The organism is Candidatus Krumholzibacteriota bacterium, assembly GCA_034520215.1.
GTDB lineage: Bacteria > Krumholzibacteriota > Krumholzibacteriia > Krumholzibacteriales > WJIX01 > JAGHBT01.
On the sequence record JAXHNR010000002.1, the window covers coordinates 158,753 to 173,108 of the forward strand.

The window sequence follows — 14,356 nt, forward strand, 5'->3', positions numbered from 1 at the left end:
ATCATATTGCCTGGTTGTTCCAATTCTTTCTTATTCGTATAAGAATGAGCCCGCCCGCCAAATACCTCTTAGTTATCTCTGGGGCTATTTTTTTTGCGATTTTTATCAAATGCTTCGAAAAATTCAACTGATATCTTTTAGGAAAATAAAATATTGCCAGAATGGCAGTTATCGCTGACAAGTTTGGTAAGACATAATGGCAGCAATAGCGGGTTCTTCCCGCATAAATGGCAGGAGTTTTTCTTCGGAGTTGACAATTTTTTTATTCTTATTTTTTTCTATCATTGTATAATATTGTTGTTATTGCTGTTAGCTTTTTGTTTTCATTTTGGCATGCGAAATGCAATTTATTTCATAATGAAAGAAAAAAACTTAAAACTTTTAAAAAGGAGGGTTAAAATGGGACTTATAAGGTTTAGACCATCAAGCGGCCTTACGGCAAAAGAGGACAGCTTCAACCGGATTCTTGACAGCTTCTTTGGTTTCAATAATATTGCGGAGCCTAATAAAGAGGCTTATTTTACTCCACGGGTAAACATCAAGGAAAATGATAACAGCTTCGAAATATCCGCGGAGCTTCCGGGCATGAACAAAGAAGAAATATCTATTGAGGTTCAGGATGGCGCCCTGGCAATAAGGGGTGAAAAGAACTTTAAAAAAGAGAAGGAAAACGACAACTATCACATCCTGGAAAGGAGCCACGGCAGGTTCGAAAGGACATTCCGGCTTCCCGAGCATGTAGATATTGAAAAGATCGACGCCGAATACAATGACGGGGTCCTTAAGGTTAACATCCCTAAGACGGAACACGCTAAACCCAGGGAGGTTAAAATTAACGTCAAGTAATCTTTCGGATTAGATCTTTTAAAAAGGAAGGGGTTGATTAAGCCTCCCCTTCCTTTTTTCTTATGCTTTGTCTCTTACTGCTATCTATCCAAATATGAACTCTTCTTATTCATTTTTTCTATGGGTTCTGCCTTATTTCCTTCACTTTTCCCTTTATCTACTCCGCCCTCCGGGCTCATATTGCACGACCCCTCAAAGAAAACACCTTCATCTATAACAAGCCTCTTGGTCTTTATATCCCCTTCAAGCCTTGACCCCGCCTGAAGCTCTATCTTTTCATCCGCCTCGATATTTCCAACTACGGTGCCGCCTACGACGACATTTTTTACCTTAATATCGGCCTTGACATTCCCCCCCTTCCCTACAACCAAAGTTCCCGGACAATCGACATTTCCTTCAAATTCTCCGTCTATCCTCAACGTGCCTTCCTTGACTTCAACTGTCCCGGAAATCTTGCATCCTTTTCCGAAAATCGAGTTCATCTTTCCTTCGTTCGCCATCTTTTCACCTTCCTTCTTAAACATAAACCTCTTCCTTTTCTGTGCTCCCCCGAACCTTTCTATCTAATTTACTTCAACAAGTACTTAAGAGGATTTACCTTCAGGTTGTTCTTAGACACTTCAAAGTGAAGATGCGGGGCTGAGCTTCTACCTGAATTACCTGAATAGGCAATTGTCTGTCCTCTTTCCACCTTTTCTTCTTCTTTTACTACAATTCTTTCATTATGTCCATAAAGACTTTTTATGCCGTATCCATGGTCTATACTTACAAAGTATCCATATGTTTCATCCCAGCCCGCATCTATAACATAGCCGGATGCCGCCGCCCTAACCGGTTCTCCTCTCTGAACCGCTATATCAATCCCCTGATGATAATCGGGACTGCTTTCTTCTACATCTACATTGAATTTCTTTGTAAGAAACCCCCTTGCCGGCCAGAAACTCGGGATGGCTGTCAGCATTCTGTCTTTTTCATCCTGCAATTGCCGCCCGGCCGTCACGCGGGCTTCACTCTGCCTTGCGCCCTCATCTGTTTCCCCGCCTTCCTTATAAACACCCAACATCGTTCTTACTTCTTTGCTCAGCTTGCTGATTTCGTCGATATTACCCACTATTTCTTTCAGATTTTCATTTCTTCTGGTAAGTTTTTCCACCTGATTTTGAAGAATGATTATTTCCCTGGCTTTAAAGAGCAACTTCCCGTAAGTTGCCGCGAAGACAGTCATCGCTATAATACTTGCCGCCGCAACCGCGATAACCGCATAAAAAACTTTGTACGGAATTCTATAGGTGCGGGTTTTTCTCTCATCGTGCGGCACTATAATTACTGAAAATTTGTCCTTCATCCCAAACCTGCCTCAACAGAGTAAACTAATAAATCTTCCGGCCGGAATTTTCGGGCCCCGCCCCTCCTGCCTTTAACCGCCAACACTAAAGGGGAAGGTCGATCCCTATTCTCTCCAATATCCCTTCAAGCTGCTCATTTGAAAAATATTCTATAGCCAGAACCCCCCCTTTTTTGCTTGGCTTTATCCTTGTTCTGGTTCCCAGATATACCTCCAGTTTTTCTTCTATTGCCAGAATCGCCGGATCTGTTTTTTTCTTCCCCCGTGTTCTCCTGCCCTGTTTCTTCTCAGACCTTTCAACGTCTCGGACAGAAAGGTTTTCTTTAACGATTTTTTCAGCCCGTTTTATCTGTTCCTCTTCTTCCTTCACAGACAGAAGCGCCCTCGCGTGCCCTTCCCTTAATTCTCCTGAAGCGATCATTTCTTTGACTTTCCCGGGCAGCTTCAACAGCCTCATCGTGTTCGTTACGGCGCTTCTGCTTTTTCCGACAATCCTGCCGATCTCGTTAGCTGACAAGCCCAGCTCCCGCACCAGGGACTGATATCCCCCGGCCTCTTCAAGGGGATTCAAATCTTCACGTTGCAGGTTTTCAAGTAAGGCCAGCTTTAATGAATCCTCATCATTTATATCTCTGACAAGGCAGGGAATCAATTCTTTTCCGGCAATCTCGGAAGCCCTGAGTCTCCTTTCACCTACTACAACCTGATACCTTTTTCCCTTCCTTCTCACAACAATCGGCTGCAGCATGCCGTTTTCGGCGATTGAGCTCGCAAGTTTCTCCAATTCATCCTTTCTAAAATTTTTCCTTGGCTGATCCGGGTTTGGATCTATGGAAGACGTTTTCAATTCTTTAACCGATTCGGTCTCCGCGGCACCTTCTCTTATTTCCTGTGAAATCAGCGCTTCAAGCCCCCTGCCGAGAACTCTTTTTTTCATATTACCGCCCTTTCCTTGTTGTTATCCTGATATTCCCGCCGATCTTTTCCCGGCACCATTATCTTTTCTTTTCTTATTTTTATCTATAACCTCCTGGGCCAACTTCAGATAGCTGGCGGCGCCCACACTTTTTACATCATACATTAAAACGGGCTTTCCGAAACTCGGACATTCGCTCAATCGCACGTTGCGCGGTATTACATTTTTATAAACGACATCCCCAAAGTATGTTATTGCCTCTTCAGCCACCTGGCTGGATAATCTAAGCCGCCTGTCGAACATTGTCAAAAGCACTCCCTCGATCTTCAGGTCAGGATTAAGATGCTTCTGAACCATTCGAATTGTGCCCAAAAGCTGACTCAGCCCCTCAAGCGCGTAATATTCACATTGAATAGGTATCAAAACCGAATCCGAAGCGGCAAGAATGTTAAGCGTTAACAAACCCAGGCTGGGCGGACAGTCAACTATAATAAAATCATACTTTTCTGAAAGGCCGGAAAACGCCGATTTCAATTTCCTTTCCCTGGCCATAAGCGGGACCAGCTCGATTTCAGCCCCCGCAAGCTTTGGGTGTGACGGGATAATATCTAAGAGCTCCGTCTTTTTTATTGTGTCCAGCGCGCTTGCCGACTCCATCAACACTTCATATATTGTATCTTCATCCCTCTCAACCCTGACGCCGAGCCCGCTGCTCGCGTTAGCTTGGGGGTCGACATCCACGAGGAGAACCCTTTTTTCAGCCGCGCCCAGGCTGGCACTAAGATTGATCGCGGTGGTTGTCTTGCCAACTCCGCCTTTTTGGTTTGCTATAGCTATTATCTTCCCCATTGTCCCTTCCTCCCTTTAACACACAAGGTTCCTTCCGGAATAATGCTCGCCCTTGCGCCATTTCAATAAACAGGCCACTGCTTTTCCACTAACGCTTCCCCATTTTCATATAAGCATATATCCGGGATCTTGAAAATAATTTTCTGGAATTAAAAATATACCAAATCGAAAAGAATATCAACCTTCATTTCCAGGAGTTTCCTCAAAATCCTGCAAGTATTTTACCAACTTTGCGAGATACAACCATTTGTCAGGATTGATAAGTGGAATAGGGTTTTCATTGCTGATGAGTGCGGCTGATTGATATTTTCAAAGCCCCCATCATTTCAACCCTTTCACTTACCCGGTTCTTAGCTCATATCAATTAATTTTTTTCTCCAAAAAAAAGGAGGTGTGTTTCACGTGAAACAACTTTTTCCCGTTTTTGTAAGTTCAGAACCAGATGTTTCACGTGAAACATCTGGTTAAAATCTTCCTGGGTCATCTTTCCTTCACAAAAAGACTCCTTCAGCCTGCGGTTTTCCTGTAAATAACCGCAACCCCTCTTCCTTCCGGCATATCATCTGCTTTTTCCAGCTTCATAGAGGTAAACCCTTCTCCCTGTTCCTTCTTTCTCCAGCCCTCCCCTTTTAAGGTCGTGTAAATCCCGCCTTCTGAGAGAAGCATGGAAACAACCGGCATTATTTCAGGAAGTTTTCCCGCCGCCTTGGATGTAACAATTTCAAAGCGTCCCTCCGGTGAATATGCCGCCGCGTCACATGCAAAGACTTTAGCGCCTTTCAGATCGAGCCTATTTGTTTCTCTTGTCAGAAAGGCGGCGGCCTTCTGTTTCCTTTCGAAGAGTGTTATATCTAATTCCGGATGGAGTATTTTCCATACAAGGGCCGGGAACCCGGCGCCCGAACCTATATCGGCAACCCTTATGCCGTCCAGAAAACTTTTGCCGCCTTTAGATCTTGCGCCCGGCCCCTTACTCATTCCATTTGCAGGGACGCGATCTAAATAAGATTTAAGAAACCGCAGAATATAAGCTGAATCGCTGATTTGCCTTTCGATATTCGCCTCTATATTTCTTTTTCCAAGAAGGTGAATTCTGTCGCTCCACCACAACAGGTCTTCTATAAAAGAAAAGAGTTTTTTCTTTTTCTCTCCATTAAGGGGACGGTGCCCGGTTTCTTCGAGTTTTTCCGCAATCTTCTTGCATAACGCGCTTCTCAATATTCCGTATTCCTCTGCTCCGAACCTCAATTTATCGAAGGTTCTTACTATTAACTTCTTTTCTCTTTTCAAGCAAAACCATCAATATCGAAAGGTCTGCCGCCCTTACTCCCGCTATCCTCGAAGCCTGACCCAGAGTCTCCGGCCTGAATTTCTCCATCTTCTCCCTTGCTTCTGTGCTGAGGGCGCCTATATCCATAAAGGTAAAATTCCGGGGTATTTTCATCATATCCATCTTAAGGAATCTCTCGGCCACATTTTTCTGTCTCTTTATATAACCACTGTACTTTGCGCGTATCTCCAGAGAGTCCCTTTCTCTCTCGTTTAAGCCCAACGCCCCCCCCGGCAGATATTCTTCGAGGGTGTTCAGCTTGATCTCCGGTCTCTGAAGAAGCTCTACCGCCCTCTTTCCTTCCCCGACTTCTGCTCCTCCAACCCTTTTCAGCATTTTATTACAAAGGTTCTTGGGCATCTTTTCTTCTGACAGACGTTTCCACGCGAGAACAACATTTTTCCTTCTTCTTATAGCCTCTTCCCACCTATTCTTTGGTAATAATCCGAGTCTTACGGCATACTTGAGAAGTCTTTCATCGGCGTTATCCTGCCTCAGGGTAAGCCTGTGTTCCGCTCTTGATGTAAACATCCTGTAAGGCTCATCTATTTCTTTGGTTACAAGGTCGTCTATCAATACTCCCGTATATGCCTGGTCTCTTCTCAATACAAGAGGGTTTTCTCCGCGGAGACTCTTTGACGCGTTTATGCCCGCCACAATTCCCTGTGCCGCTGCCTCTTCATACCCCGACGTTCCGTTAACCTGGCCCGCGAAATAAAGTCCGTCGACATTCTTTGACTCCAGGCTCGCGTAAATCTGATAAGGCGGGAAGAAATCATATTCTATGGCATATCCGTATTTTAGTATAACCGCCTTCTCCAGTCCCGGAATATGCTTTAATATATCCTCCTGGACATCTTCAGGCAGGCTTGTAGCCAGCCCGTTAACATATATTTCCTCCGACTCCAGCCCCTCGGGTTCGAGGAAAATCTGATGTCTGTCCTTTTCGCCGAACCTTACCACTTTGTCCTCGATAGAAGGGCAGTATCTGGGTCCCGTTCCCTCTATCTGGCCCGAAAAGAGGGGCGCCCGGTCTATGTTTTTCCTGATTATCCCGTGTACTTTTTTGTTAGTATATGTTATATGGCACAATATCTGGTCTACTTCTATTTTCTCCGTCGTGAAGGAAAAGGGTGACGGCTTGATATCCCCGGGCTGGGGTTCACATTGTGAAAAATCCACAGTTTCCTTTTTCAACCTTGGCGGCGTTCCCGTCTTCAATCTGCGTCTCTCGAAGCCCATGCCGGCAAGCTGATCCGATAAGCCGCGTGAAGCCGGCTCCCCCCTTCTTCCGCCTCGTATTTTATTTTCTCCAATATGCATTAGCCCATTCGGGAATGTACCCAATGCGAGAATTACCTTTTTCCCTTTTATTCTTCTGCCGTCGCTTACCGCTATACCGGCAACCCCTCCGTTTTCAACTATTATACCGGTTACCTCCTCCTCGAGAATCTCCAGTCGCTCCTGATTCACAAGAGCCCTTAACATCCTTTCATGATATGCCTTCTTATCCGCCTGGGCTCTGGGCGACCACACCGCGGGCCCCTTTGATCTATTCAACATTTTAAACTGAATTCCGGTTTCATCAATCGCCCTGGCCATTTCGCCGCCCAGCGCGTCTATTTCCCGTACAAGCTGTCCCTTTGCCAGCCCCCCTATAGCCGGATTACAGGGCATTCCCGCTATATCACTGACCGAGAGAGTAACTATGAGTGTGGAAAAACCAATCCTTGAAGCGGCAAGCGCGGCCTCGCACCCCGCGTGTCCGCCTCCTACAACCACTATATCATATTTTTTTGTCTTCTGTGCAATATTATCCATTATATCCTGCTTTTTGCCCTATCGTCTACTCCTGCCGCTCCCTGTGTTCATCCCCAAATTTCCAAGGGTAAAAAATTATTTTCCGACGCAGAAGGTGCTGAAGATATTGTCTAAAAGATCCTCTTCAATTGAGCGTCCCGTAATTTCACCGCAAGCAGCGGCGGCTTCTCGTAATTCTACAGATAATATTTCTGCCGGTTGGCCCGCCTCAAGGTCCCCTTCCATTCTCTTTATTGCCTCCAGCGCTTTTGTTAACGCCATAGCTTGCCTCGCGTTAACTGCTATTTTATCTCTCGCCACCCTTCCCGCTTCCGAGCTTACCGTGTTTTTATAAATCCACCTTTTCAATTCTCCGAACCCCGCGGTAGTCAACGCTGAAATTTCGATTACATTTTGTGCTCCGGTCAGCTTTCCGACATCTTCCTTGTTTATTTTCAACCCGAGGTCTTTCTTGTTAATTACAATAATATGTCTCCTGTTTTTAAGTCTTCCGGCAAGTTCATAAAGGCCTTCCTCCTGCTCTACGCTTCCGTCAATGACAAACACCACCATGTCAGCCGCGGCCGCCGCTTCAATCCCGGCCGATATTCCCTTGGCCTCTATTTCGCTCTCAGCTTCGGCTATCCCCGCCGTATCCTCAAGATAGTATGTAAACCCGCCGATATGTATCCTTTCGCGGAGGATATCCCTTGTAGTCCCCGCAATATGAGATACTATAGCCCTTTCTTCTCCGAGCAGAGTATTATAAATGCTGCTTTTTCCGGCGTTTCTAGGCCCCGTTAAAGTAATCCTGATTCCGTTTCTCAGTTTGCCGCCCGCCGCCCTCGAGGATATTAATTTCTCCAGTTCTTTTGTTATCCATTCGGCTTTCCGGGTCAATTCATCTACCGAATATGTCTCGATATCTTCCGTTGTAAAATCTATCGAGACTTCAACCAGAGAAAGCTGCCGGAGAAGTTCTTTTTCTATGCCTCTGACTTTCTCGGAAAGACCTCCTCTGAGGTGCTTTAGCGCCACGCTGCTCTGAAGCCTTGTTTCTGATGAAATCAGATCCGCTACAGCCTCAGCTTGAGCGAGGTCGATTTTCCCGTTCAGAAAAGCTCTTTTCGTAAATTCTCCCGGCGGAGCTACTTCAGCCCCCAGCCGCATCGCTTCTTCAATCAAGGCCGATACAACATTCATGCTTCCATGGCAGAAGATTTCAACAACATCTTCGCCCGTGTATGAACGGGGCCCCCTCATGACTACGACTGCCGCATCATCGATCGGCTGCCCGTTATGATCCTTTAATATTCTATTGTACAGGTGGTGTGACTCGGAGAGTGCGGGCCCCTCGATTAATTCGCCGGCAATATTTAAGGCCTCGCTGCCGCTTATCCTGACTGCCGCGATGGCGGACTCGCCCGGCGGAGTACTTAGAGCAACAATTGTTTTCTCGCCCATAATCTAACTTCTTCTGCCTGGAGTTTTTCCCTTCTTTCCTCCTCCGGCAAGTGTGACAAAGACCTTTCTCAGCTCTCCGCTTCCTACTGTATAGGTTGATATACCCTCTTGTCCGGTAAGTTCGATGTGAGCAATCCGCCTCTCGGAGGATTTCATGGGCTCAAGCCCTACGTCCTTTTGTGTTTTCTTAACCCGTTGAGCTGCTTTTTTCGCCTTTTTTCTTATTATATCGTGCCTGTTCTTCAAATAACCCCCTACATCGAGGGTTATCCTCCTGTATCCGCCCATTTTTTTAGATACTATCCTGCCGACGAGGTGCTGCAGTGAATTAAGAGTGTCGCCCTTTCTTCCTATGAGCAAACCGTCAACTCCGGCTGTTTCAATATTTATGTATGTGGAATCATCAATGGAATCAGAAAATATTCTGTAATTAACACCGACACAGTCGAGTATGATCCTGGCAATCTCTTCCGCTATTTCCTCCACACCCGTATTATCCTCTTTTCTTCTGACGTGCACCTTGGCGTTTCGTGCTCCAAAAACACCCAGAATGCCCTTCTGGCCCGTATTCTCAATTTCAACTTCCACATTATTTATACTTGTTCCCATTATTTTTAACGCTTTTTTCAAAGCCTTTTCGACACTCTTGCCGGTCGCTTCAACTGACGAAGGTTTTTTGCCATTATCCTTTTTTTCTTTCATCTTTACCTCTCCTGTTTCTCAAAGTATGATGATCTATATTGTACTATTTAGTATATTTTTCCTCGCTGCTCCCCTATTTTTTGTTTCCCCTCTCTACGGCGAGCTCTTCCTCTTTTTCAGATTGCTTATGCGCGTAGTATTGCTGCAGGATCGTCAATAAATTGTTTACTATCCAGTAAAGAACCAAACCTGACGGCATCCCGTAAAAAATAAATGTGAATATAATCGGCATCATCGTCGACATCATCTTTGTTTGTCCGGGCGGAGCCGATCCCCCCGTCGGCGATCCCCCGAGTTTCGACTGGAGTACCATTGCTCCACCCATCAAAATGGGAAGAAGGTGAAACGAGTCTCCCAGGAAGGGGACCGAAAAGCCGAAATGGAACAACACATCCGGCGCTGAAAGGTCATTAATCCACAGTATAAACGGCGCGTTTCTCAATTCTATCGTATTTCTAAGTACGCCGAACAACGCGATAAAGACCGGCATCTGAAAAACAAGAGGCAGGCATCCTCCCAACGGGTTAACCCCCGCTTCTTTATAGAGTTTCATCGTCCGCTTGTTCAGCTCTTCTTTGTTGTCCCTGTACTTTTCCTGTAATTCCTTGATTTTCGGCTGGAGCTTCTGCATATCTTTCATTGATTTAAAGCTCTTGTGTGTCAGTCTGTAGAACAAGACCTTCGTTATTACAGACATCAGAATAATTATAAGTCCGTAGTTTGGAATGAACCTTCTGAAAAACAGCATCACTTTCAGCACGATAACACTCAGAAACCTCAGCCATCCAAGTTCAACAGATTCTTCCAGCCCGACATTGAATTTGCTAAGCCTGTCGGCATCCAGCGGACCGATATACCCCCGGTATGTTTTCTCGACCTCCCTCGGGTCTCCCCTGAATGGATAGACAACGGCATATCCGACAAAACTCTCGTCTTCGTTGCCCCTTAGTTCCAGGGTGGCGGAGCTGGGATTGTCTTCTATAATCGCGCTTATAAAATACTTGGTCCTTGCGCCGGCCCATATAACCTGGCCCGGAGCTGAAGGCCTCTTTGTTTTTCCGTCCTCGAAATCTCCGAGAGACACCTTGTAGAATTCCTCTCCCACTTTTCCGAGAGAGGCAAACCCCTGCTTATCCACACTCTCGTTTTTCTCCGTTACGACGAGCCCGCAATTCCAGGCAACCGCGTAACTGTCGGCTTCCCTGAAAGGACCTTCCCGTTGCATTTTAGTCGAAAACCGGAATTCATAACCCTCTTTGAAAAACACAAATCGTTTTTCCAGGAAGTCCCCGCCTCCGGCCTCCTTCCTGAATACTATCTCTGCTTCTTCCCTTCCGCCCCCAAGTCTTATCGTTCGGTCAGCGTCAAGCTGATTTCCGTTTACAGAGACAGAAAACAGCGCGCCCCCAAAGTCTTCTGTTAAATCTCCTTTCTTCAGCTCCACCGCCAAGCCGCCCTTTTTACCCTCGGGCAGCAATTCCAGCGGTTCACCTTCATCGTCCCTGTACTCGTAAAGCTTTACCTGTTCTATTTCACCCCCCCTGCTTATAAGGGTTATATCCATTACTTCCGTTGAAACTCTAACCGTCAAAACCCTGCCGGTATCCGCTGGGGCGTAGAATCCCTTTAATTCCTCGTCTCTTCCGGCTTTACGCTCCCATTCCCGTTTTTCAGCGGCGGGTTTAGCCTGTCTTGTTATTTCTTCCCGCTCCGGCTCACTCGATCTTCGGGCGGTTGTCGTGTCGGATATAGAATGCTCCTTTTTTAAGTTGTTTTCCCTTCTCGGAGCAACGTATAATGTTTGCCACAAAATAAGAACCAGGAATGTAACAACAATCGCAAACAGAGAACGTTTATCCATCCGCTAATTCCCTTCCATTAAATAAATATTGTGCTTTTTCAGCGAACCGGGTCATACCCGCCACGGGATGAAAATGGGTGGCATCTAAGCAACCTCTTCATCGATTTATACCCTCCCCTGACGACGCCGTATTTTGCTATGGCGTCTTCGGCGTATTTCGAACATGTGGGAACAAATCTGCAGGTGGGAGAATGATATGGTGAAATCGCTGTTCTATATACTCTAATACAAAAAATTGCAGTTGTTTTTAATATTTTTGATATCATACGCTTACGATATTAGCCCCGCTCTTAACAAAGAGCTTTCCATATCTTTCTTCAATTCACTGAATGGTGTTTTCCTCAGATCCTGAGAAGCTATAAAAACTATCCATAACCCCTCATCTGTAAATCGTTCCCTCAAATCCATGAACCCTTGCCTCATGAGCCTTTTTGCCCTATTTCGCCTATTAGCTTTTCCAACTCTTTTTTTGCTTGCTACAAACCCGGGGAGTAATCCCTCTTCTTCCCGTTTAAGAAAACATATCGTTACTTTGTCGCCCTTCTCTCTCTTTCCCTCACTGTAAACAAGCCTGAACTGCCGGTTCTTTTTAAGCCCGGAAATAGTCATGTTTATTTTGCCCCAGCCTAGACTGCAAGGCGCTTTCTTCCCTTTTTCCTTCTTCTGCTTATTACTCTTCGCCCGGTTTTAGTGCTCATCCTCTTGCGAAAACCGTGCTTCTTCTTTCTTTTAGTCTTTTTGGGCTGATATGTTCTCTTCATAACTATCCTCTTTCAGTAATTCTATACTCTATATAATCATAATATAAACAATTTACAATACCAAACTCTTTATTTTATGTCAAGCCCTTAATCCTTAAGCCCCAAAACCAATTGTGCCGCAGACTGTTACGCGCTCGCCTTTCCTGCCTTTCAACATCCGGGTTCCAAGCACTAAAATACGGCCGTTTTTTTTAGTCTTTATCTCCTTTATTTACAGGGTGTTTTAACTTTTATTTTTTTTATTGTCTTTTTTTCTTGATATGAATTTACCCTTGTGATAGCTTTTCTCTGCTGGGCGTCGGGGACTACTTCTGTGATGAAACATCATTTTTGTATTATATACCTTTTTACAGCACTCGCCCCTTGATGTGGAAAACAGCTTTTGTCAACCTTAAAAAGCTTCCGTATCTTGTTTTTATTCTTTGAGTTATATAGTTATCCACAATTGTTGATAACTTTTCATTTTTGCGTTCGTTTTTTCTATGGAGAGGTTTATATGGGGGGCGGAAAACCCATTAAAGACGGTTCTTCTGAACTTTCCGGAGGTGTTAACCTGGTGGATCTGTGGGGTAATATTCTGGGTAAAATCAGCCTGCTTGTCAACGCGCAGACATTCCAAACCTGGTTTGAACCAATGAAAATAGCCACTCTTGTCGATAGCCTTATAGTTATAGAGGGCCCCAACCCGTTCTTTATCGACTGGGTAGCTGAACATCATATAGATAAAATATCCATGGCGGCGGGGGAAATCCTCGGCCGTAATATAACAGTTGAATTCACCGCCGCCGGTTCGCACGAGCGTACAAAATCCATCGCGCCCCCTCCTTCTTCGCCACAAAAAGAAAGTAACCGCGTAGAGCCTCCTTTAAATAAAAATCTTAACCGGAGATATACTTTCAGCGAGTTTGTTGTGGGGGCTTGCAACAGACTGACACACGCTGCCGCGAGCGCCGTGGCGGAAAACCCCGCTGCCGCTTACAACCCTCTCTTTATTTACGGAGGGGCGGGGCTTGGAAAAACACATCTTATACAGGCGATAGGCAATTACGCGATCACTCATCACAGCTCCCTTTGCGTCTCATATGTTTCCGCGGAAACATTTATGAACGAACTTATTTATGCAATTCAAACGGGAAGCACCCTTAAATTTAAGGAACGTTACAGAAACACCGACATCCTGCTCATAGACGACGTTCATTTCCTGGCGGGCAAGGAAAGCACGCAGGAGGAATTCTTCTTCACATTCAACGCCCTGCATGACGCCAATAAACAGATAGTTGTAACCAGCGACCGCCCCCCCAAGGAAATCCCAACTCTTCAGGAAAGATTAACGACAAGATTTGAGTGGGGCCTTATAACAGATATTCATCCGCCTGACCTTGAAACCCGTATAGCCATACTTAGAAGAAAGGTTAGAAAAGAGAATATCGAAATCCCGGATGATGTTATAACCTTTATCGCCGAGAATGTTAAAACCAACATCCGGGCTCTCGAGGGCTCCCTTATAAGACTTCTCGCGTCTTCAAGCCTAACCCGCCAGGAAATAAACTGTGAAATGGCTGAGCGGACACTGGAAGGTATTATTAAAAACTTAAAACCCACTCCCGTCACCATAGAGTCGATCCAGAAACGAGTTTCTGAAACCTACGACATTTCAGTCGCGAAAATCAAGTCAAGCTCCAGAATTAAAAAGATCGTTCTCGCGAGGCAGGTTGGTATATTTCTGTCAAGAGAAATCACAGACAAACCCCTTGTCGAGATAGGTAAGAAATTCGGGGGGAGAGACCACAGCACGGTTCTTCACGCTATAAAGAAAATCAATAAATCCCTTTCCAAAGACCCTTCCCTTGAAAAGGAAATCCAGATACTGCGGGGAAGACTCTCTGAATAGATTTTGATTGTCAACACTTTCAACATAAGGTCTGTTGATTACGTGTTATTATCTCTTTTTGCTGTTGATAATAGAATCAATTTGTGGAAACCGGCTGCTTTTCAACAAATAAGTCAACATCAATTTTTACCCCTTTTTTAGCTGGTGTTATCCGGATCTTTCGGTTATCAACATATCCACACCCCCTACTACTTCTTCTATATATTATATATTAATAGTATGTTGTTAAATCCCCCCGGAAATTAAACAGAAAACTGAATAGCAGTAAATTAATAAATAAATTAACGTAATGGACGGGTGGAATCAGTATTATGGATACCATACGACAGTTGATTGAATTTGTCAAAACCCTCGCCGAGTGGCGAGCGGGCAGGGATTTCTGGCCCGAAGGGGCAGAAAGAGCGAGCCCGAGGCGGGAGAGCCAGCGGTTTCCTCGGCCGGCGAGAAACCGACAACGATTTTGAAAATATCAATCAGCCGCATACTGTTACAAATCATCGACTACCTTATAGATTATAAAAATTGGGAAAACTTCAAATATTATTTACCTTGAATATTATCTCTCTTGTTTTATAATGCTTTTCGTGGAAC

Annotated in this window: 14 protein-coding genes; 2 read left to right on the top strand and 12 right to left on the bottom strand. The window is 45.1% G+C overall.

What is annotated here, in order from left to right; genetic code table 11:
* Positions 1-399: 399 nt before the first annotated feature.
* The gene (locus U5O15_07355) at positions 400-846 is read left to right on the top strand and encodes an Hsp20/alpha crystallin family protein (protein MDZ7860467.1); all 447 of its coding nucleotides are present in this window, start codon (positions 400-402) and stop codon (positions 844-846) included.
* Between the two features lie 80 nt (positions 847-926).
* On the opposite strand, the gene U5O15_07360 is transcribed toward U5O15_07355, so the two are convergent.
* The 12 genes from U5O15_07360 to rpmH form a co-directional block, all read right to left on the bottom strand.
* Positions 927-1,370 (bottom strand): polymer-forming cytoskeletal protein, encoded by a 444-nt coding sequence (locus U5O15_07360; GenBank protein MDZ7860468.1) that lies wholly within the window; start codon positions 1,368-1,370, stop codon positions 927-929.
* A gap of 44 nt (positions 1,371-1,414) precedes the next feature.
* Complete coding sequence (locus U5O15_07365; protein ID MDZ7860469.1) at positions 1,415-2,191, bottom strand: M23 family metallopeptidase; 777 nt, start codon at positions 2,189-2,191, stop codon at positions 1,415-1,417.
* 85 nt (positions 2,192-2,276) lie between these two features.
* Positions 2,277-3,128, bottom strand: a complete 852-nt coding sequence (locus U5O15_07370) for a ParB/RepB/Spo0J family partition protein (protein ID MDZ7860470.1) — start codon at positions 3,126-3,128, stop codon at positions 2,277-2,279.
* A gap of 21 nt (positions 3,129-3,149) precedes the next feature.
* Positions 3,150-3,956 (bottom strand): AAA family ATPase, encoded by an 807-nt coding sequence (locus U5O15_07375; GenBank protein MDZ7860471.1) that lies wholly within the window; start codon positions 3,954-3,956, stop codon positions 3,150-3,152.
* A gap of 507 nt (positions 3,957-4,463) precedes the next feature.
* On the bottom strand, positions 4,464-5,246 hold the full coding sequence (locus U5O15_07380) for an RsmG family class I SAM-dependent methyltransferase (protein ID MDZ7860472.1): 783 nt from the start codon (positions 5,244-5,246) through the stop codon (positions 4,464-4,466).
* On the bottom strand, positions 5,206-7,107 hold the full coding sequence (gene mnmG, locus U5O15_07385; GenBank protein ID MDZ7860473.1) for a tRNA uridine-5-carboxymethylaminomethyl(34) synthesis enzyme MnmG: 1,902 nt from the start codon (positions 7,105-7,107) through the stop codon (positions 5,206-5,208). The genes U5O15_07380 and mnmG overlap by 41 nt, the downstream gene beginning before the upstream one ends.
* A gap of 75 nt (positions 7,108-7,182) precedes the next feature.
* Positions 7,183-8,550, bottom strand: a complete 1,368-nt coding sequence (gene mnmE / locus U5O15_07390; GenBank protein ID MDZ7860474.1) for a tRNA uridine-5-carboxymethylaminomethyl(34) synthesis GTPase MnmE — start codon at positions 8,548-8,550, stop codon at positions 7,183-7,185.
* A 3-nt stretch (positions 8,551-8,553) separates the two neighbouring features.
* Positions 8,554-9,252 (bottom strand): RNA-binding cell elongation regulator Jag/EloR, encoded by a 699-nt coding sequence (gene jag, locus U5O15_07395; protein ID MDZ7860475.1) that lies wholly within the window; start codon positions 9,250-9,252, stop codon positions 8,554-8,556.
* Between the two features lie 73 nt (positions 9,253-9,325).
* Positions 9,326-11,113 carry a membrane protein insertase YidC gene (yidC, locus tag U5O15_07400; protein ID MDZ7860476.1) on the bottom strand — a complete coding sequence of 596 codons (1,788 nt, stop codon included), beginning with the start codon at positions 11,111-11,113 and terminating at the stop codon, positions 9,326-9,328.
* Between the two features lie 38 nt (positions 11,114-11,151).
* The gene (gene yidD, locus U5O15_07405) at positions 11,152-11,379 is read right to left on the bottom strand and encodes a membrane protein insertion efficiency factor YidD (GenBank protein MDZ7860477.1); all 228 of its coding nucleotides are present in this window, start codon (positions 11,377-11,379) and stop codon (positions 11,152-11,154) included.
* 4 nt (positions 11,380-11,383) lie between these two features.
* A complete protein-coding gene (rnpA, locus tag U5O15_07410; protein MDZ7860478.1) occupies positions 11,384-11,722 on the bottom strand; it encodes a ribonuclease P protein component in 339 nt (112 codons plus the stop codon).
* 17 nt (positions 11,723-11,739) lie between these two features.
* Positions 11,740-11,874: a 50S ribosomal protein L34 gene (gene rpmH / locus U5O15_07415; GenBank protein ID MDZ7860479.1), complete on the bottom strand. Its 135-nt coding sequence runs from the start codon at positions 11,872-11,874 to the stop codon at positions 11,740-11,742.
* 496 nt (positions 11,875-12,370) lie between these two features.
* Here rpmH and dnaA point away from each other — a divergent pair, with 496 nt between their 5' ends.
* On the top strand, positions 12,371-13,765 hold the full coding sequence (gene dnaA, locus U5O15_07420; GenBank protein MDZ7860480.1) for a chromosomal replication initiator protein DnaA: 1,395 nt from the start codon (positions 12,371-12,373) through the stop codon (positions 13,763-13,765).
* Positions 13,766-14,356 lie beyond the last annotated feature (591 nt).